The organism is uncultured Corynebacterium sp. (assembly GCF_902489365.1).
Lineage (GTDB): Bacteria > Actinomycetota > Actinomycetes > Mycobacteriales > Mycobacteriaceae > Corynebacterium.
Map to the genome: position 1 here is coordinate 1 of NZ_CABTZR010000049.1, position 16,959 is coordinate 16,959.

Below are 16,959 nucleotides of genomic sequence, written 5' to 3' on the forward strand. Positions count from 1 at the left end.
CGCACCCCAGCGGCGAAGTGCCTCCACATCATTCGACTCAACCCCGTTGTTACCCGCAGTGAACTTGTCGAAGCCACGGGACTCTCCCAGCCGACGATTACCCGCGCCACTGCCACACTGCTGGGTGCTGGACTGATTCGCGAGCGCACGGATTTGACGCAGTCCCGCGGCCGCGGGCGCCCCACCGTGCCCCTGGAGGTAGCGGATAATGATTGGATGCTGGTCGGCATTGCGGTTGGTACCGCCTTTACCCACATCGCCTTCTTCGATACCAAGGGGCGCACCCTCCGCGAGGAAGACGTGGCTACCCCGGTGTCTCGTCTGAGCGCAAGCGATGTCATCGAGCACATCATCGCTGGTGTCAATCGCCTGATGACCGGCCTGGATCGCCGTTTGGTTTCAGTCGGCGTGACCACCTCTGGCAGCGTCAACAAGGCTGGACGCATCACTGCCCACAACCTGGGCTGGGACGAGATGGACATCGCTAGTCGTCTGGAGTACCAGTTCGGCGTTCCGGTTGTCGTGTCTTCCGTCATCCCTGCCATCCTGGGATCCGAGACGCAATCCGCGGAGCTGGGCGCGGAAAAGCCCGTCATGGTGCTCTACGCGGATGACTCCGTCGGTGCCGCGCTGACCGTGGGGGATGAGATTGTGCAGCTCGAACTCGACGGGGCTGACGCCTTGGCCACGCAGGCGATGCTGAATGAGACCGGCGGAGACTCATTCCCAGACGTGGTGGCGAATGCTGATGAAGAAACGCGGGTGCTTCTCGACGACCGCGCGCGCTCCCTCGGGGCCACCGCTGCTGAACTTTTAACGCAGCATAAGCCCGATACCCTCGTAGTCGCCGGCGGCGCCTTCTCGGATGATCCTGCGGCCCCGAAGCTCTTTGCTTCTGCCGTGCGCCAGGCCACCGATCACCCGGTGGAGCTGCGCATGATTCCCTCGCACACCGAGATTGTTCGCGCCTGCACCCGCGCTGTGGCGCTCGATCCGCTGCTGCGCGTGCCCCTGGAGCTCGGCCGCGAGGCGAAAGCTGCCTAAAAAGAGATCGAATTGATGCCCGTAAAAAGGTGGGCCCTGAGCCCGAGGCGCTGCGCGCCGGTGACGAAGTCGGGCCGATCATCGAAGAAGTGCGTGTCCTTGGCCTGCGCGCCGAGGGCATCGACGGCCACGAGGTAGGCCTCCGGATCTGGTTTAGCTACCCCGATATCGCAGCTCAGCGTCACGGCGGCGCATTCCTGAAGCCAGGTCTGCGTCTGGCGGATCCGGGTTCCCAATACCGCCGGCACATTCGCCAGGATGCCGACGCTGTGGCCTTGACCGATGAGGTTTAGCACCGCACGAACTACCTCCGAATCGGCGACCAGCAAGCGCTCAGTGTCCAGTTCGGTCGCGTGGCTGACGTCAAAGGAGGCCAGTTCAGTCAGCGCGCGGATGCGCCCCCAATATTGCGAATCACTCAGATGTCCGGCGTCATAGGCGGGGCGGAATTCTTCATAGATGGACCAAAAGTGCTCCGGGTCTGCGGGACGGAGGTAATCCTCCAGCTCAGCGTTCCCAGCGGGCCGCATGAGCACGCCGTAGAGGTCGAAGAGCAAAGTGGCCATGCGCCCAGTGTAGCCAGACCGCAATGGCGCCAGTCAGCGTGCCCGCCACGAAAAGCGGAAGCGACAGCGTGCCATGCGCCCACAGCGTCGAGGTGGCCCCCACGAGGAATAGCCCGCCCACGCTAAACAGGGAGCGGCTCAGCGCCGTCGCCGCAGCGGCGGCGCACAATAAGAGGGCAAGCCCTGCAAACGGGCCGAGCATCACGGCGAGGGCGAAGAAGAAGGTTCCGAGCGCCATATTCGTTGCCGCCAGCCACATGCCGCCGACCAATGCAATCGCTAGCCCGGCAAGGGCACCGCAGATGAGCATGAGGCGCGTTGTAGTCATAAAAGAAATTCTCCCACCAACCGCAGGGGGCCGTGGGAGAATTCGTGCAAACTATATGGCTTCGTTACCGTTGCGCCAACGAACCATCGACGCGCAGCAGGCCCGAACCGTCATTGCCCACCAGCTTGAGCTGGTCAATGATCTCAGACACGGAGGACTCCTCCTCAACTTGCTCCTCGAGGAACCAGTTGATGAGACCACGGGAATCCAGGTCCCCAGCCGCATCAGCGGTGCGGGCGATCTCCCGGATCTGCTCCGAGACCTTCTGCTCATGCGCGAGGGAGGCCTCAAAAGCATCAAGCGGGGTGGCGGCCTTGACGGAGCCGACCTGGATATCCTCCAGCTCCACGCGGTAGCCACGGTCCAGCAGATGCTCGGCGAACTTCTGCGCGTGCTCGCGCTCTTCCTCTGCCTGCTTGAAGAACCAATCACGCATGCCCGGGAAAGAAAGATTGTCCATCTCATATGCCAGCTGGGTATAAATCAGGGCCGCGCCGTGCTCGTTGTTGACCTGTTCGTTGAGGAGGGTTTGCAGTTTCTCATCCATAAGAGTTAATCCTTTCGTGTGTTTTCCCCACAATACAGAAAAACTCAGGAGGCGCTAGCAAGGTGATCTTAAGCAAAGTCGCACGTCATAACACTCTTTCTGGTAGGTTTACCTAACCCAAATCAGAAATTCTCTGATAGCGCGCGAGGCTCACACCGTCGAGGCCGCGGAACTCCACCGCTACTCCACGGCTTGCGTACTTGCTTTCCACGGACTCGAGTACCGCCACGGTCGAGGCATCCCAAATATCGGCCTCCGAGAAATCCACAATGATCTTGTCCACCGGCAGGGTGTAATCGAAGGCGTAGACCAGATCGTTCGAGGAGGCGAAGAAGAGCTGGCCACGCACGGTGTAGACGTTGCCCTCCAGCTCCACCGACACGAGGTGCGCCACGCGGCGCGCAAAGGCCACCGAGGCGGTGAGGACGCCGAGAATCACACCGACCGCCAGGTTATTCGTGGTCAAGGTGCCAATCACCGTCACGAGCATGACGAGGGTTTCGCTCAGAGGCATGCGGTGAATCGTGCGCACCGAGCGCCAATCCACGGTGTGGAAAGACACCATGAACATGACCGCCACGAGAGCAGCCATGGGGATTTTCCCTACGGTATCCCCCAACACGAGGATGAGGATAAGGAGGAAGACGCCGGCGAGGAACGTCGACAAGCGCGTGCGTGCCTGGGATTCCTTGACGTTGATCATGGTCTGGCCGATCATCGCGCACACGCCCATGCCGCCGATGGCCGCGGCGAGCATGTTGCCGATGCCCTGTCCTACGGATTCGCGCGTCTTATCGGAATGGGTATCCGTGAGGTCATCGACAAGCTTGGCGGTGAGCAGGGATTCCATGAGACCGACCAGCGCCACACCGAGTGCATAAGGAAGGCAAAGGAGGAGAGTGTCCTTCGTCCACGGCACATCCGGAATAATGAAGCCAGGCAGGGAGGTCGGAAGCTCACCTTGATCCGCGACGTCGGGAACCTGCCACCCAAAAATCACAGTCAACATGGTGACAACCACAATCGCCATGAGCGGCGCAGGGATTACCGTGGTAATTCGCGGCCATACCACCATGATCAGCAGGCCCAAGGCGACGAGGACATACACCAGCCACGGCACGTTCCACAGATGGCTCAGCTGCGCGGTGAACATGAGGATACCCAGCGCGTTGACAAAACCCAGCATGACGCTGCGGGGGATGAAACGCATGAGCTTGGCGACGCCCAGCACGGCCATCACCACCTGCAGAATTCCCGCCATCCAGATGGTCAACAGCACGTACTGCAGGCCATGCTCGTGTGCCAGCGGCGCGATCACCACGGCGACCGAACCCGCCGCGGCGGAAACCATGGCCGGGCGCCCGCCGGTGATGGCGATGGACATCGCCATGATGACGGAGGCGAAAAGCCCCACCTTAGGGTCGAGTCCGGCGAGGATGGAGAAACTTAAAACTTCCGGGATGAGGGCCAGCGCAACAGCAAGCCCGCCAAACACTTCCTTACGGAAGCGGGCGGGCGAGCTAAAGGCCGCGCGGAAAGAACCGGCGGAGGCTTCTGGCATTAATGTCCTTCCTGGAAAGAGCCATCGCGCGTGATGACCGGCAGGACGGACCATGCGAAGTTGATCCACTGGTCGGTCTTCTTCCACGAAAAGTCCGGCTCAAAGATGGTGGTCGGCTTTGTGTAAATTACCGCGGACTTGACCTCGGACGCGGTCTGCTCAAGCAGGTTGACCACGAGGTCGAGGGTCTTGCCGGAATCCGCCACGTCATCAACGACGAGGACCTTTTTGCCCTTGAGCGAGTCCGTATCCAGCTGCGGGTTAAGGAGAATCGGCTCCGGGAGGGTCTCACCGATATCGGTGTAGAACTCTACGTTGATAGCGCCCATCTCCTTGACCCCGATGGCGTAGCCAATAGCGCCGGCTGGGATCAATCCACCGCGGGCCACGCCCACGATGAGGTCGGGGAACCAGCCCGAATCAACGATTTCTTGGGACAGGAAGCGACTGGCCTCACCGAAGACCTCCCACGTCAGGTTCTCGCGTTCCGGGTTCCACCACTCCGGGGTGCTCATCGTCTAGGTCTCCTTCGCCAGATTGTGCATTTCCCTCAGTCTAATCATCAACCTCAACGGAACGGAACCTCTGCCACCGTTCGCCGCAATTTGCGGGTGCGCAGCCGCTCCGGATTCTCCGCCAAGGCCTCCACCGCGCGCACCGCGCACATGACGTGGGCCTCCTTCGAATTCGAATAAAAGGCCTGCGCTTGGGCGGGAAGCTTGGGCACGGCGTGCAAAGGTAGATCGGAGACCGACAGCAGCGTGCCGTACGGGATGCGGTAGCGGTAGCCGTTGGCGGCCAGGGTGCAGGATTCCATGTCCACGGCCACCGCGGTGGAGTGGCGCAGCCACTCCCACAGATCGCGGGAGGTGCGCCACTCCCAGTTGCGATCATCGGTGGACAGCACCGTGCCGGTGCGCATGAGCGAATTGTCTTTTCCATAGACCTCGTCGACAGCGGCCTCCAGCATGCGCTGGATCTCCGGGATGGCGGGAATCGGGTTGCTGGTGGTGACAGTGCCGTCGAGGATGTGGTCTTCGCGCTGGTAAGCATTGCCCAGGATGAGGTCACCGATGCGCATGCGGCCATCAAGCCCTGCGCAGTGGCCGATCATGATCCAGGCCTCCGGGCGCAGGACTGCCAAGCAGTCCGTGATGGTCTTGGCGTTGGAGGGGCCCACACCGATGTTGATCATGGTGATGCCATCGCCGCCGGCGGTGATGAGATCAAAACGTGGCATCTGATAGCGGGAGGTGAGGGTGAGCTCGTCGACGTCGAGAAGCACCGCGTCATTGGGGTGGATGGTCTCCCCCGTGGGCAGCACGAGTGCGGTGTAGCGGGAGTCTTCCCGCGCCAGTTCGCGCAGCCCGAATTTGACGAACTCGGTGGTGTGCATGGCGTAGTTGGTGAACAGGATGTACTTCTGCACGGTGTCCACCTCGATGCCGGTGTAGTGCTCGATGCGGGCGCAAGCAATGTCGAAGCGCTGCGCACCAAAATGGAACAGTGGTTTTTCCTTGCCGTGGAAAGCCTTCCAGGCGCCGTCCACGATTCCGTCATGCACCGCATCGAGGGTGGGCCGGGGGATGTCGCCACGGTCCTGGGGAATCTGTGTAATCCCCCGAATATATTCCGGCGGGATGCGCTCATCCGATTGACCGACGTAGAGATCGCACGGGTAGTTGTTGGTAAGCCGCGTGAGCTGCTCTGTCAGGTAATCACGAATCAGCCATGGTTTGGATATCACCGCCGAGTAGCGGCCCTCTTGGTCCACGTAGCCGAAGGGCTCGGAGCGGTCGATAGGAGTCCACTGACGCACATGCACGGTGATCTTGGGATACACCACGTGGCGGTAGGCATCGTGGTCCCCTGAGGCCAATGCTTCACGTGCCAGCGCACAGGAACTGTCATAGAGCTCGCAGAGACGAGCAACCGCTTCGTTGACGGAGTGGACATGCTGCAGGTCGGTCATGCCCGCGAGTGTATCCATGAAAGAAGCCCGCCGCGGTGTGAAGCGGCGGGCCCTATCCCCATGACTAATCCGGTAGCGGTGTGGAGCTCACCGCTGTTCCGCATTAGGCAAGCCTTAGCTTAGTACGAAAGTTGGATAAGGGTCAAGGGTAAACTGCAATCCCATGACCACACTCCCCCTCGGTGCCCGCAGACGCCCACGCGGCGTCTACGAAGACGACTGGTCCGCACGCCCCACCGCCGAACGACCCTGGCCGGTTGTCTTGATCCACGGAACCTGCGACAGCAAGGGGATATGGCAGGTTCTCGCAGACATGCTCCGCGCCGCTGGCTGGGCCACCTTCGCCCCCGACTACGGGACCCGCGCCACCGGCCCCCTGCAGGAATCCGCTCGGCAGCTCGACGCCTACATCAACGCCGTCCGCACCGTCACCGGCGCGGAGCAGGTGATTCTCGTAGGCCACTCCCAGGGTGGATTATTGGCTCGGTACTGGATGCGCATGCACGAGGGTGCGGAGTTTGTACGGCACGTGGTGTGTATCAGCGCCCCCAACCACGGCACGACCCAGGGAGGAATCGCCAGCCCCCTCTTTCGCAGCGAAAGGCAGGAAGAGGTGGCGCGCTCGCTTATCGACGGCTGGTTTGGCCCCGCCGGCATGCAGCAGGTCACCGGCAGCGAGATTGTTGAGGCCACGAACCGCGGCAGCGAGGTCGAACCCGGCGTGAGCTACACGTGCATCGCCACGCGCGCCGACGCCATCGTGGTTCCGCCCAACACCTGTTTCCTCAATGGCCCGAATGTCCACAACGTCTATATCCAGGACCTCGAGCGCCTTGCGATTATTCGCCACGAGGATATGCCCATGGATAGGCGGGTATGCCAGTTTGTCCTCGAGGAACTGGAGCGACTCTAAAGCTCCAGCTCGTCGAGAACCGCATCGAAAGCCGGCCCCACCTGGGTCCGCCACAGCGTGTCCACACGGTCATCCGCGCGTCCCGGCCCTCCGTTGATGGTGGCCACGCGCTTGCCCTGTTTCTTCGCCTCCAGAACGAAGCGGAAGCCGCTCATCACCGCCAGAGAAGAGCCGGCTACCAGCAGGGAGTCAGACTCGTTGACCATCGCGTAAGCGGCGTCTTTCTTGTGGGTAGGAACGGGCTCGCCGAAATAGACCACGTCGGGCTTCAGCCGCGGCGAACCGCACCGCACGCAGCCGGGCATGACAAATTCTTCGACCGCTTCTTGGCTGAGGGCAACGTCGCCGTCAGGGTTAACGTCCTCTTTGTTTACTATCCAGCGTTGCAGATATGTGGGGTTGGCTGTGGCCGCGCGGGCGTCGTAGTCCGCGCGTGTTTCTTCGTACCCGCAGCTCAAGCACACCACGTGCTGCATGTCCCCGTGCAGGGCGATGAGGTTGCGCTGCCCGGCTTCCTCGTGCAGGCCGTCTACGTTTTGTGTGACGACACCCGTAAGGAGCCCGGCGCACTCGAGTTCGACCAACGCGTAGTGCGTGCGGTTGGGGTGTGCAGCTTGCATGACCCGCCAGCCGACAAAAGCACGCGCCCAATAGCGGTGCGAGGCCTGCGGGTCGTGCAGAAACTCCTGGTAGGTCATGGGGCGGTGCCGGCTGAGGGAGCCGTTCGGGCCGCGATAGTCCGGCACGCCTGATTCCGTGGACACTCCCGCCCCGGTGAGGACCATGACGTTGCCGTGGCGCAGTTGATCGGTGACGGCGTCTAGTGCCTGTTGTGGGGGAGTCGGCTCCGCAATCTCGGCAACGACCCGGGAGATGGAGCGCAACGCGGACTGGTGGGCGTGGGCAACAGCGGGATCCATGGTGCCCCAGCCTACGGGAGGGCCTCCTCATAAAGGTGATCCGAGTCCAGTTCGCCATGGCGCGAGCAGCGCGCGTTCCAGCCGTCCGGGCGCACCTGCACCACCATGCGGCGCCCGCACAGCTGGCAATAGCGCGGGACGTCCAGGCCCGCCGCGGCTGCTGGATGGAGGGGAAAGTTTTCACTGAGCGGCTTGCCGGTGTTGGGGTGGAACAGCGGCTCCTCGCCGGCGAGGACGGCGGCGGCTAAAGCTGTTGAGTTTTCCATCAGAGCGCCTTGATGGGCAGGTCGATGCGGCCAAGCATGTCGACGTCCTTCTCAATCTGCTTGCCCAGCGTGGTCAGGTAGTTGCCGGCGATAATGGCGTTGATGCCGCCAAGCAGGCCCTTTTCCGTGCCGTCGTCACCGAGCGAGAGCTCGCGGCCACCCGCAAAGCGCAGGGTTACAGACGGCATGGCCAAGCGGAAGGCAGCCACGGCGCGCAGCGCCTCACCGAGCGGGACCAGCGGGTAGTCCGCGAATGGTGTGCCCGGGCGCGGGTCGAGGAAGTTCATCGGCACCTCGCAGGGCTCGAGCTGGGCCAGCTGGTAGGCGAACTCGGCGCGGTCTTCCAGTGATTCGCCCATTCCGATGATGCCGCCGGAGCAAATCTCCATACCCACCGCGCGGACGTTCTCGAGGGTCTCTTTGCGCTCCTCCCAGGTGTGCGTGGTGACCACGTTGGGGAAGAAGGACTTCGAAGTCTCCAGGTTGTGGTTGTAGCGCTGGGCGCCCATGTCCTTAAGGCGCTGGGCCTGCTCGCGGGTCAGCGTGCCCAGGGACAGGGAAATTTCGATATCGACTTCGTCGAGGATGGCCGGGATGGCTTCGGCAACCTGGGACAGCAGGTTTTCATCCGGGGCCTTCACAGCTGCCACGATGCAGAATTCGGTAGCACCCGTCTTGGCGGTCTTTTTGGCGGCTTCTACCAGCTCCGGAATGTTGAGGCGCGCGGCGCGTACGGGGGACTCGAAAAGGCCCGACTGCGAGCAGAAGTGGCAGTCCTCCGGGCAGCCGCCGGTCTTAATGGAGATGATGCCTTCCACGGAGACGTCCGGGCCGCACCACTTGAGGCGGGTTTGATGCGCGATGTCCGCGATCTCTTCCAGCTGCTCATCCGGGATCTGAAGGACCTGTAGCAGCTCTTCTTCGTTCAGGCCGATGCCCTGCTCCAGGGCTTTGTCGCGTGCGATATCTACGATGCTCATGCGGGAAACCTTACTTGAACACCGTTCAAGTTGTGGTAAATCGACGCACTTTATTGGGCACGGCTACCCTTTAGTCCATGGATTCCACGCTCTACGACGACACCCTCGCACTACTTCAGGAGCTTATTCGCAATGCCTGCGTGAATGACCTCACACCAGACTCCGGCAACGAGGTCCGCAATGCTGATACCTTGGAGCGATTTTTTGCAGGCACCCCGGTGGAGATTCAACGCTATGAATCGCACCCCGGCCGCGTGACCATCGTGGTGACCGTTCCGGGTGACGCAGGTAAGGAGCCGCTGACGCTCATGGGCCACACGGATGTCGTTCCCGTCGACGAGCCCAAGTGGACCAAGCCGCCCTTCGACGCCGTCATCGAAGATGGCAAGCTCTACGGCCGCGGCGCGGTAGACATGCTTTTTATTACGGCAACGATGGCGGCGGTGACGAGGGACGTCGCCAAGCGCGGCAATCACGGCGGCACCCTGGCCTTTGTCGGCATGGCGGACGAGGAGGCCCGCGGTGGTTTGGGATCCATCTGGATGGATAAGCACCACCCGGAGGCCTACTCGGTGCGCAACTGCCTCTCGGAGACCGGCGGTAGCCACCTGCCCGGCGCGCTCGGCTTCAACGTCGGCGAGAAGGGCGCCGGCCAGCGCCGTCTGCACGTGCACGGCGATGCCGGCCACGGCTCGACGCCCTTTGGCAAGGACTTCGCCATCGTCAAGATCGGTGAGGTCGCTCGCCGCATCGCCGCTGCCGAGCCGCCCGTGGCCACGGATGAGGTGTGGCAGGGATTCGTCAAGACCTTCCGCTTCGACCCCGCAACGGAGGCAGCGCTTCTCGACGGCTCCGCTACCGCCGCTGATTACGAAAAATTCGGTAATTTGTCTGCCTATGCCCACGCCTTCTCGCACACGACGATTGCCCAAACCGTCCTGCGCGCGGGTGGTGCCATCAACGTGCTGCCCTCCCATGCCTACCTGGAGATGGACATCCGCCCCTTCCCCGGCCAGACCCAGGAGGAGCTTGATGATTTCCTACGCGAAGCGCTCGGCGATATGGCCGAGGAGGTAGAAATCGAGCACCTTATTACTGAGGACGCCACACAGTCCTCCACCGATACTGAACTGTGGCGCTGCATCGAGGAGACCGCCCACGAATTTTTTCCGGATAAGGAAGTACTGCCGGTGCTGGCGACGGGTGGTTCCGACCTACGCGTGGCGCGCCGCCGCGGCGGCAACGCCTATGGTTTTGCGCTGCACGGCGCGGATCGGGACATGGCCAGCGCGAACTCGCAGCTGCACAGCCACGACGAGCACCTGTACTTGGAGGACTTGGAGCTGACCGTGAAGGCGTATTCTTCGCTGGTCGATCGTTTCCTGAGCCGCTAACGCAAACGTGTAAAAGCTGTGGCACAATGTGGCGCATGAGAAATAAGCTTGTCCTGTGCTCCGTTGCTGCCGCCATCGGCCTGTCCGCTCCTACCGCCTCCGCCGACATGGTGGATGACTACCTGGCCAAGGTTCCGGCCGGCCAGATCTCCTGCGAGCAGGCCACCAAGTACTACACCAACCCGTCCGACTACAACAGCAAGAAATCCCAGGCGCTCACTGCCGCTAACTTCCACCCGCGCGGCGGCGAGATCCGTGACGCTGTCGCCCGCGCCGACGAGGCCATCGCTCGCTGCGGCCTGAACGGCGGCGGGGACAAGACCGCCCCCACAAATAATAATGGCAACAACCAGGGCGCACCGGCCCACGACAAACAGCCGGCCCCAGCTAAGAACGGAAATGGCAGCAACTCTGGTGGCACACAAGCCCCAGCCCCGGCCAACAACGCTTTTCCGACCTTCCCGCTGACCATCGGCGGTTTCACCATTAACGTTCCGGACATCGTGGCCTTCCTCAAGACCCTCGTCGAGGGCACCCCGCTGGCCCAGCTTTTGCCGTAGAAGACTAGAGGAAGTACGTCCCCGCGTGCAGCGCACAGCCGGTATTGAAGGCATGCCGGCACGCGGGGCACTTGTTCGCAACGACGTCGACAAGCGTGTGCCAGTGGCGGCACCGGCCCTCCGCGTCAATCGCTCCTTGGATCATGGCCACGACTCTAACAGCCGCGCCATCGCCCGGTGGGCCGGCGTGATGTCCATGCGCAGGCGGCTCTCCAGCAATTCCGCAGGGAAATCAGCGGGGAGAAGCTGTGCGGGGAAGGGCGGGGTGCGGCGCAGCGCCGCGAAGGCGGCGGCGTGGCGGCGCGTAGTTTCGACGACGATGCCAACGTCATCGGTGGGCAAAGGGGGGACGTCGCCCAGCGCGCTAATACGAGCAGCACTATCCTCAAGGTCCCACGCGGTGGCAATAACGTCGCGAGCAGTGTCCTCATCCACGGACCAGGTGCCGATAAAGGTTTTCTGCGCCCACTCCCCCGGCGCGTGGGCGCCCACCAGGACTCCGGGCCGCAGCTGCCGGAAACCGCTGGCATGGGCGGCGCGCAGGAAGGCATCTTTCTCCGCACGGCGATCCTCGCCGATATCGAAGATCACCGTGTGAAACGCCCCCTCCCACTGGAAGTCGCGCGGCGAACCTAGGTGACGAAACTCCGCAAGGTAGTCACCCACCATGGAATACACGGAACAACGCCCCGCTCGGCGCGAGGATAGGTCGCCCGCGCGCACCATACGGGATAGATACGTGCGCGCACCGGCCGGCGACAGACCCAGCCCAGTGAGGATCGGTGTCAGCACAGGCCCGGGGAGCTCCTCGCGGCGCGCCAACCCACAGAGGTATCCAAAAGTTCCTGGTCCAACGTCAGCCATGCCCCAACCCTAGGGTTTTTATGTGTCAGAAACAAACCGATTCGTATGTTTTGTGGCACACTATGTGGCATGAGTCTCAATCCACGCCTGCTCAACTTCCTCATCCTCGGCGTCTTCGACGTCGGCCTGGCCATCCTGCTATTCCAGATCGTCGATTCCGCAACCAACAACCACGTCTATGCCTACCTGGCCGCCAGCATCGGCCCCCTCGTCGGCGGCATCATCCAGCATGTGCGCCAGAAGTCTTTTTCTGGGATTTCTGCGTTGATCCTTGCCTTCAACGTTGCTGCGGCGTTGGCCACGCTGGTCGGTGGCACCGATGAGCGCCTCCTGCTAGTTAAAGGCAGCGTTGTTACCGGCATTATTGGCTTGCTCTTCCTCGGCAGCCTGGCCCTTGGAAAGCCCCTTGCCTTCTACTTTGGCCAGCGCTTTGGCACCGACGGTACAAAGGAAGGCGTCGCCTACTGGAACGGGTTGTGGAAATACCCGATCTTCCGCGCCTCCCAGCGCTACATCACCATCGTGTGGGGCGTCGTGTTCCTGCTCGAGGCCATCATCCGCGTCGTCGCCGCCTATTCCCTCCCCTTCACCACCGCCTACTGGCTGTCGAATGCGTTGCCCTTCGTGGCCCTCGCTATCTGCCTGACGGCCACCTTCGTCATTGCTGCACGCACCCGCAAGTCCGCGCCGACCCCGGCCTAGCGCGTGAGCCCCCACAGAATCTGCTCGTGCACGCGCGGGTCGTGGGGCAGCTGCCCATGGTCGACCGGGGCCGATTCCACGTTGACCACATCCGCTCCCGGAACAGCGGTCAGCTCAGAGGTCTGATTCGGCGTCACAGTGCTATCCTCCGACGAGTAGATGGAGGTGTAGGTGACGCCGGGCGCGGTGTCCGGCAACTGGTTGAGATTCTCCATGAACTCCGAGCCCTCCAACTGCTGAATGCCGGCGCTGGTACCTACGAATTTGACCACGCTGGGGGCAATTTTGGCTGCCGTGCTTAGCGACGTTGCTCTGCCGCCCCACGTCGTCCCGTGAAAATTCGCGCCGATGGTGACCACGCGGTTCACTTCATCGGGCGAACCGTAGAACTGGGTGAAGGTCTTGGTGTGCAGGCCGCCCTGGGAGAAGCCCACGAGGTTTACTTTGTGTGCTCCGGTGACCTCCCGGATGTGCTCTATCTGCCTGGCTATTTCGCGCCCAGCGGACTCTAGATCCGCAATCCCCTTCAGGTAGTCATAGGCGTTCTGGTAGGCCACGTCCTCGGCGCCATAATCGAAGGCCCAGACGCACATGCCCTGGTCCTTGAGTGTCGGGATGAGGTCGTTCCACTCAGCCGAGTTAGCCGAGGTTCCGTGCAGCAAAACGACCGGCTCGGTAACAGGACCCGTGGGCTGGCAGTCGGGATCGTTGATGTCGAGACCCTGCGCAGCGGAGGTCTCCATGGTTTGAGCATGGGCCGGAACGGGGGCCGCAGTGGCGAGGAGAATAGCGAGGAAGGCACGCTGCAGGAAGCCGTTTTTCATAAGGAGACAGTCTATCGCCGGTCCCTGAGCGTCTACTGTACGGTTCCTGCATGCCTACCGAACTACCAGGAGGAAAGGCTGCTCAAGCTGCTGGAGCGCTTGGGTTCTTTCTTTTGGGTCTGGGCGTGTTTCTTTGCTTCCTCGAATGCTGCGGGCGAATCGAAGTCATCGTAGCTATCCATCAGCGTCCGCAGAGACTGCAGATTCGGATAGATTTCGCTGTGCCACATGTGACGGCGCGTGCCATCGGTGCACTCCTCGTTTTCTTCACCGCCGGTGTGCACCGCGAAGATCACGGTGTCCTGGTAGAGCGGCGCGCCGGAATCTCCGTTGCACGTGCGCGAGGCAAACATGGAGCGCGATTGGATGAGATTATCGAAATCGTAGCCTTGAATCTCCCCAGCGACCTCAGTCTCTTCGACGCGGACCACGGCCTCGGAGGCAAAAGTGTGCATCCCTCCGTAGCCCACGAGGAAGAGCGAGTCATTGACGCGCAGCGGCCGCGAGGGCAACTCGAAGGCTTCCGCGTCCATGGGGTCCGCTTTCAGCAGGGCGACGTCCGACTTCTCTGCTACCGGGGTGGAGGCGAGCACCTTGGCGTTGTCACCGTCCGCCTGCGTGAGACGCAGGTCGCGGCCTAGGCAGTGTGAAGCAGTAAGCCACCAATCATTGCCGATGTACCCCGCGGAGCACTCGCGTTTGCCGTTTCGCCACAGCGCCGCGACGCGGTCATCGCTGGCTGCAACCTTGCTCGTTGCTTGCAAGACCCCCGGCACTTCAGGGGTAGTTACAGAACTGGGGGCGCCGAACAGAGACGAGGTCACCGCCACGATGATGGAGAGCAAAGATGCGAGAATACCAGGGAACACAAAGCGTAACTCTATCAGTGAAAACGCATGTGTGCTTACCGAACACCACGGCAGACCGTTAGGACCTGTAATGAAGCGATTTCTCTCTCTTGCCGCTGCACTCTTCTTTCTCAGCGGCTGTTCCCTCGACCTCGAACCTTCCACGAACACCCCGACGAGTAGCAGTGGGCCGTCGACACGCACAGCCAACACCACTGCCGAGACCGTTGACGAAGGCCCCCGTCCTACCCTTCCTTCCGATGAAGGAAGAGCAGAATTCTTCAGCGGTGGTACCGAAGTCATGGGCTTCACCGAGGCCCCCGGCGCGGCGCAGCCTTCTCCGATGGAGAAAACCATCGCATCTTGTGGAGACCCTTCGCTGCACGAAACTGGAACGACATTCTTCAGCGATGGAACCTCTGGCTGGACGCAACAGTGCTCGGACGAGATGCTGGCTGCGAATCCTCCAGTTCAAGAAGCCGCCGCGGTGTATGAAGCACCCGCCGTGCAGGAGAACTATGTTCATCCCGGAGCGTATTGCAGCGGCGGAAGCGGCGTATCAAAGAGAGGTGTCCCGATGACGTGCGCACCCGCTTCTGATGGCAGGATGCGCTGGCAAAGCGCGTAACCTCATTCCGGCAGTTGAGGGCCTTTACCCTTCTTCCACAACGCAAAGGCGATGCCTCTGCGAATCAGTGCTGAAAGCCCCACGGGTAGGCAGCACAGGAAGGGCAAAGCGATGAGCATCTGCTCGATCCAGCCGAAGAGACCAACCGCCCCGATAACGACGAAAACGGCATCCAGGCGGAAATCTGTAATGAGCTTCCGCTGCATGGGCAGGGAAACAAGGTAGGCAATTCCCAGAAACACGAGTGCGGGAAGAAGCACAAAGACCGCAAGGAAGCCACTCTCAGCATCAGTTCCTTGCGTATCGACGAAAAAGAGGGCCACCAGCAGCCCAACAAGCACGAACTCCACAAACGGTAACCGCAGCACAGGGAAGTCTATAAGCCGCGGTGGCTGGGCGGAAGCGGGGCCGAACATACCGACAGTCTAGGTAAAACCATTTCCACGTGGGCTTCGCCAAAGCTTTTAAGCCTTGCGGAGTGTGAACTCAACAACGTCGACTTCGTCATCCTCAGCTAATCCGGGATAGTGAGTATCAAGCGCTGCGTGGAAGGGGTCATCCACCCGAATGGTTTGTTGCTTTTCTCCGCTTCGATGCGAGCGGTAAGAGCTCTTCCACGGTGAGTGCTTCAAGTCCATTGCTTCCGCGCACGATGCACCGGATAGACGGATCAGTATCAAAAAGCACTTGGCGGCACTTTCGGCGAAAGCACCTGGCCAGTCGGACCGTGGACGGCGACTACCGCTCGGATGGGATCCTCGGGATGACTAGCAGCGTGGTTAGCTAAGGCCGAGATTTCACCACAGGGGCCACCGAGGAAATGGTATGCGTTCAAACCGAGCACGTGTGTTCCGGATTCGGTCAGGAGGGCTGCGGCTACAGTGTGATCTTCCTCGTCATGGAAACGCTGCGCATGTGTCGTGGCTACGGTCAGTAATTCTCGGGCCTGACCCCCGGAAAGTAGACACGTCGGGGGTTAGCTATGCTGCTTGGGTCAGTGTAGCTGATGTGAGTGCTTCGAAGTCATCGGGGGCTAGAAGGCTGCACCAGAAGTGCCGTCTGCGCGTGTTGTAGCGCATGCACCATCGGAAGACTTCTTGGCGGCAGACGATGGGATTGTCAAAGACTTTCCGATCACGCAGGACTTCACGCTTTAAGGTGGCGTTGAAGGATTCTGCTAGGGCGTTATCGGCGCTAGTTCCCACTGCTCCCATGGATTGGCGTACACCAAGTTGGGCGCAGTGGTCCCTAAAGGCTTGTGAGGTGTACACACTGCCATGATCAGAATGGAAAATTGCCCCTTTAAGGCTTCCGCGAACCTTGCTGGCATGGGTCAAAGCTTCGATAACCAGCGATACCCGCATGTGATCGGCGAGTGCATGTCCGACGAGTTTGCGCGAGTAGACGTCGATGACTGTGGCAAGGTACATGTTCTTGCCTCCCTTACACGGCAGGTAGGTGATATCGCCTACATAGACCTGGTTCGGCTTATCAGCGGTGAATTTGCGGCCTACTAAATCTGGCATGACGCGGTGGCCAGGCTTGCGCCTGGTGGTGATGCACCGACGCCGTTTAGTAAAGCCTTTCAGGCCCATGGATTTCATGATGCGTGCGACCTTCTTGTGATTGATCGGAGGAAAGTCCGTATCGTCGTTGAGGCTTGCAGCGATGCGTTTAGCACCATAAAGCCCGTGCTCATCATCGAAGATGGTCTTGATTTGTGCGCCAATAAGAGCATCGGAACACGTCTTTAACCTGCGTTTTTCGCGGGTGTTGACCCATTTGTAGAACGAGGAGCGATTGAGCTTTAACACGTGGCACATCCGCTTGACCGAGTATTCGGTTCGGTGGTCATAGACAAACTGGAAGCGGATTACCAGCGTGTCTCTTCGGCAAAATACTTCGCGGCCTTGCGCAGGATGTCGCGTTCTTCGCGCAGCTTTGCGTTCTCTTTTTCTAGCTGACGGATTCGTTCAGAATCAGTCGTCGCCTGTGCCTTGTCGCGCATGCTTTTTGTGCGGGCACGCTTGCCGGTGCCGTAC

The 16,959-nt window shown here is 61.2% G+C and carries 20 protein-coding genes and 1 pseudogene; 6 read left to right on the forward strand and 15 right to left on the reverse strand.

Annotation, left to right across the window (positions count from 1 at the left end; all coding sequences use genetic code 11):
* The coding region (locus tag RDN59_RS08165) for an ROK family protein (protein ID WP_308607408.1) at positions 1 to 1,044 on the forward strand (1,044 nt) is incomplete at its 5' end.
* Here RDN59_RS08165 and RDN59_RS08170 read toward each other — a convergent pair.
* The 6 genes from RDN59_RS08170 to amn all read right to left on the reverse strand — a co-directional run bounded on the left by RDN59_RS08170 (position 1,041) and on the right by amn (position 6,018).
* Positions 1,041 to 1,610, reverse strand: coding sequence for an HAD-IA family hydrolase (locus tag RDN59_RS08170; RefSeq protein ID WP_308607409.1), 570 nt, complete (start codon positions 1,608 to 1,610; stop codon positions 1,041 to 1,043). The genes RDN59_RS08165 and RDN59_RS08170 overlap by 4 nt on opposite strands.
* Entirely contained in the window at positions 1,552 to 1,938 is a 387-nt protein-coding gene (locus tag RDN59_RS08175) for a hypothetical protein (RefSeq protein ID WP_308607410.1), read from the reverse strand. The genes RDN59_RS08170 and RDN59_RS08175 overlap by 59 nt, the downstream gene beginning before the upstream one ends.
* Positions 1,939 to 2,002: 64 nt before the next feature.
* On the reverse strand, positions 2,003 to 2,485 hold the full coding sequence (locus tag RDN59_RS08180; RefSeq protein WP_070525023.1) for a ferritin: 483 nt from the start codon (positions 2,483 to 2,485) through the stop codon (positions 2,003 to 2,005).
* A gap of 112 nt (positions 2,486 to 2,597) precedes the next feature.
* Positions 2,598 to 4,046 carry a SulP family inorganic anion transporter gene (locus tag RDN59_RS08185; RefSeq protein ID WP_308607411.1) on the reverse strand — a complete coding sequence of 483 codons (1,449 nt, stop codon included), beginning with the start codon at positions 4,044 to 4,046 and terminating at the stop codon, positions 2,598 to 2,600.
* Complete coding sequence (locus RDN59_RS08190) at positions 4,046 to 4,561, reverse strand: phosphoribosyltransferase (RefSeq protein ID WP_046648620.1); 516 nt, start codon at positions 4,559 to 4,561, stop codon at positions 4,046 to 4,048. Before RDN59_RS08190 ends, RDN59_RS08185 begins: the two co-directional genes overlap by 1 nt.
* A 53-nt stretch (positions 4,562 to 4,614) precedes the next feature.
* Positions 4,615 to 6,018 carry an AMP nucleosidase gene (gene amn, locus RDN59_RS08195; RefSeq protein WP_308607412.1) on the reverse strand — a complete coding sequence of 468 codons (1,404 nt, stop codon included), beginning with the start codon at positions 6,016 to 6,018 and terminating at the stop codon, positions 4,615 to 4,617.
* Between the two features lie 163 nt (positions 6,019 to 6,181).
* Between amn and RDN59_RS08200 the strand changes: the two genes are divergently transcribed.
* Positions 6,182 to 6,931, forward strand: a complete 750-nt coding sequence (locus tag RDN59_RS08200; protein WP_308607413.1) for a triacylglycerol lipase — start codon at positions 6,182 to 6,184, stop codon at positions 6,929 to 6,931.
* Here the strand turns inward: RDN59_RS08200 and RDN59_RS08205 are convergent.
* From RDN59_RS08205 to bioB, 3 genes are read right to left on the reverse strand one after another with little or no spacing between them, the layout of a single operon-like run.
* On the reverse strand, positions 6,928 to 7,851 hold the full coding sequence (locus RDN59_RS08205; protein ID WP_308607414.1) for a Sir2 family NAD-dependent protein deacetylase: 924 nt from the start codon (positions 7,849 to 7,851) through the stop codon (positions 6,928 to 6,930). The two genes, RDN59_RS08200 and RDN59_RS08205, sit on opposite strands and share 4 nt — an antisense overlap.
* Positions 7,852 to 7,862: 11 nt before the next feature.
* Complete coding sequence (locus RDN59_RS08210; RefSeq protein WP_308607415.1) at positions 7,863 to 8,117, reverse strand: hypothetical protein; 255 nt, start codon at positions 8,115 to 8,117, stop codon at positions 7,863 to 7,865.
* Positions 8,117 to 9,097: a biotin synthase BioB gene (gene bioB, locus RDN59_RS08215; RefSeq protein WP_308607416.1), complete on the reverse strand. Its 981-nt coding sequence runs from the start codon at positions 9,095 to 9,097 to the stop codon at positions 8,117 to 8,119. Before bioB ends, RDN59_RS08210 begins: the two co-directional genes overlap by 1 nt.
* 77 nt (positions 9,098 to 9,174) lie before the next feature.
* Here bioB and RDN59_RS08220 point away from each other — a divergent pair, with 77 nt between their 5' ends.
* Entirely contained in the window at positions 9,175 to 10,491 is a 1,317-nt protein-coding gene (locus RDN59_RS08220; protein ID WP_308607417.1) for a M20/M25/M40 family metallo-hydrolase, read from the forward strand.
* 35 nt (positions 10,492 to 10,526) lie between these two features.
* Complete coding sequence (locus RDN59_RS08225) at positions 10,527 to 11,051, forward strand: hypothetical protein (protein ID WP_308607418.1); 525 nt, start codon at positions 10,527 to 10,529, stop codon at positions 11,049 to 11,051.
* Positions 11,052 to 11,055: 4 nt separating this feature from the next.
* On the opposite strand, the gene RDN59_RS08230 is transcribed toward RDN59_RS08225, so the two are convergent.
* Together RDN59_RS08230 and RDN59_RS08235 are read right to left on the reverse strand one after the other, a co-directional pair.
* Positions 11,056 to 11,196: a hypothetical protein gene (locus RDN59_RS08230; RefSeq protein ID WP_308607419.1), complete on the reverse strand. Its 141-nt coding sequence runs from the start codon at positions 11,194 to 11,196 to the stop codon at positions 11,056 to 11,058.
* On the reverse strand, positions 11,193 to 11,915 hold the full coding sequence (locus RDN59_RS08235; protein ID WP_118783644.1) for a PaaX protein: 723 nt from the start codon (positions 11,913 to 11,915) through the stop codon (positions 11,193 to 11,195). Before RDN59_RS08235 ends, RDN59_RS08230 begins: the two co-directional genes overlap by 4 nt.
* A gap of 69 nt (positions 11,916 to 11,984) precedes the next feature.
* Here RDN59_RS08235 and RDN59_RS08240 point away from each other — a divergent pair, with 69 nt between their 5' ends.
* Entirely contained in the window at positions 11,985 to 12,617 is a 633-nt protein-coding gene (locus RDN59_RS08240) for a VC0807 family protein (protein ID WP_308607420.1), read from the forward strand.
* On the opposite strand, the gene RDN59_RS08245 is transcribed toward RDN59_RS08240, so the two are convergent.
* Both RDN59_RS08245 and RDN59_RS08250 read right to left on the reverse strand, forming a co-directional pair.
* A complete protein-coding gene (locus tag RDN59_RS08245; RefSeq protein ID WP_308607421.1) occupies positions 12,614 to 13,441 on the reverse strand; it encodes an alpha/beta fold hydrolase in 828 nt (275 codons plus the stop codon). The genes RDN59_RS08240 and RDN59_RS08245 overlap by 4 nt on opposite strands.
* A 62-nt stretch (positions 13,442 to 13,503) precedes the next feature.
* Positions 13,504 to 14,310 carry a trypsin-like serine protease gene (locus RDN59_RS08250; protein WP_308607422.1) on the reverse strand — a complete coding sequence of 269 codons (807 nt, stop codon included), beginning with the start codon at positions 14,308 to 14,310 and terminating at the stop codon, positions 13,504 to 13,506.
* Positions 14,311 to 14,380: 70 nt separating this feature from the next.
* Here RDN59_RS08250 and RDN59_RS08255 point away from each other — a divergent pair, with 70 nt between their 5' ends.
* Positions 14,381 to 14,917, forward strand: coding sequence for a hypothetical protein (locus tag RDN59_RS08255; protein WP_308607423.1), 537 nt, complete (start codon positions 14,381 to 14,383; stop codon positions 14,915 to 14,917).
* Positions 14,918 to 14,919: 2 nt separating this feature from the next.
* Here RDN59_RS08255 and RDN59_RS08260 read toward each other — a convergent pair whose 3' ends face one another.
* Both RDN59_RS08260 and RDN59_RS08265 read right to left on the reverse strand, forming a co-directional pair.
* Complete coding sequence (locus RDN59_RS08260) at positions 14,920 to 15,333, reverse strand: hypothetical protein (protein WP_308607424.1); 414 nt, start codon at positions 15,331 to 15,333, stop codon at positions 14,920 to 14,922.
* Positions 15,334 to 15,897: 564 nt separating this feature from the next.
* A pseudogene (locus RDN59_RS08265) lies at positions 15,898 to 16,959 on the reverse strand (IS3 family transposase); the annotation flags it as partial.

Excerpts from the sequence above, each read along its gene's own strand:
- RDN59_RS08170 (WP_308607409.1), bottom strand. The coding sequence starts at position 1,610 with ATGGCCACTTTGCTCTTCGACCTCTACGGCGTGCTCATGCGGCCCGCT.
- RDN59_RS08175 (WP_308607410.1), bottom strand. The coding sequence starts at position 1,938 with ATGACTACAACGCGCCTCATGCTCATCTGCGGTGCCCTTGCCGGGCTA.
- RDN59_RS08180 (WP_070525023.1), bottom strand. The coding sequence starts at position 2,485 with ATGGATGAGAAACTGCAAACCCTCCTCAACGAACAGGTCAACAACGAG.
- RDN59_RS08185 (WP_308607411.1), bottom strand. The coding sequence starts at position 4,046 with ATGCCAGAAGCCTCCGCCGGTTCTTTCCGCGCGGCCTTTAGCTCGCCC.
- RDN59_RS08190 (WP_046648620.1), bottom strand. The coding sequence starts at position 4,561 with ATGAGCACCCCGGAGTGGTGGAACCCGGAACGCGAGAACCTGACGTGG.
- amn (WP_308607412.1), bottom strand. The coding sequence starts at position 6,018 with ATGACCGACCTGCAGCATGTCCACTCCGTCAACGAAGCGGTTGCTCGT.
- RDN59_RS08200 (WP_308607413.1), top strand. The coding sequence starts at position 6,182 with ATGACCACACTCCCCCTCGGTGCCCGCAGACGCCCACGCGGCGTCTAC.
- RDN59_RS08205 (WP_308607414.1), bottom strand. The coding sequence starts at position 7,851 with ATGGATCCCGCTGTTGCCCACGCCCACCAGTCCGCGTTGCGCTCCATC.
- RDN59_RS08210 (WP_308607415.1), bottom strand. The coding sequence starts at position 8,117 with ATGGAAAACTCAACAGCTTTAGCCGCCGCCGTCCTCGCCGGCGAGGAG.
- bioB (WP_308607416.1), bottom strand. The coding sequence starts at position 9,097 with ATGAGCATCGTAGATATCGCACGCGACAAAGCCCTGGAGCAGGGCATC.
- RDN59_RS08220 (WP_308607417.1), top strand. The coding sequence starts at position 9,175 with ATGGATTCCACGCTCTACGACGACACCCTCGCACTACTTCAGGAGCTT.
- RDN59_RS08225 (WP_308607418.1), top strand. The coding sequence starts at position 10,527 with ATGAGAAATAAGCTTGTCCTGTGCTCCGTTGCTGCCGCCATCGGCCTG.
- RDN59_RS08230 (WP_308607419.1), bottom strand. The coding sequence starts at position 11,196 with ATGATCCAAGGAGCGATTGACGCGGAGGGCCGGTGCCGCCACTGGCAC.
- RDN59_RS08235 (WP_118783644.1), bottom strand. The coding sequence starts at position 11,915 with ATGGCTGACGTTGGACCAGGAACTTTTGGATACCTCTGTGGGTTGGCG.
- RDN59_RS08240 (WP_308607420.1), top strand. The coding sequence starts at position 11,985 with ATGAGTCTCAATCCACGCCTGCTCAACTTCCTCATCCTCGGCGTCTTC.
- RDN59_RS08245 (WP_308607421.1), bottom strand. The coding sequence starts at position 13,441 with ATGAAAAACGGCTTCCTGCAGCGTGCCTTCCTCGCTATTCTCCTCGCC.
- RDN59_RS08255 (WP_308607423.1), top strand. The coding sequence starts at position 14,381 with ATGAAGCGATTTCTCTCTCTTGCCGCTGCACTCTTCTTTCTCAGCGGC.
- RDN59_RS08260 (WP_308607424.1), bottom strand. The coding sequence starts at position 15,333 with ATGTTCGGCCCCGCTTCCGCCCAGCCACCGCGGCTTATAGACTTCCCT.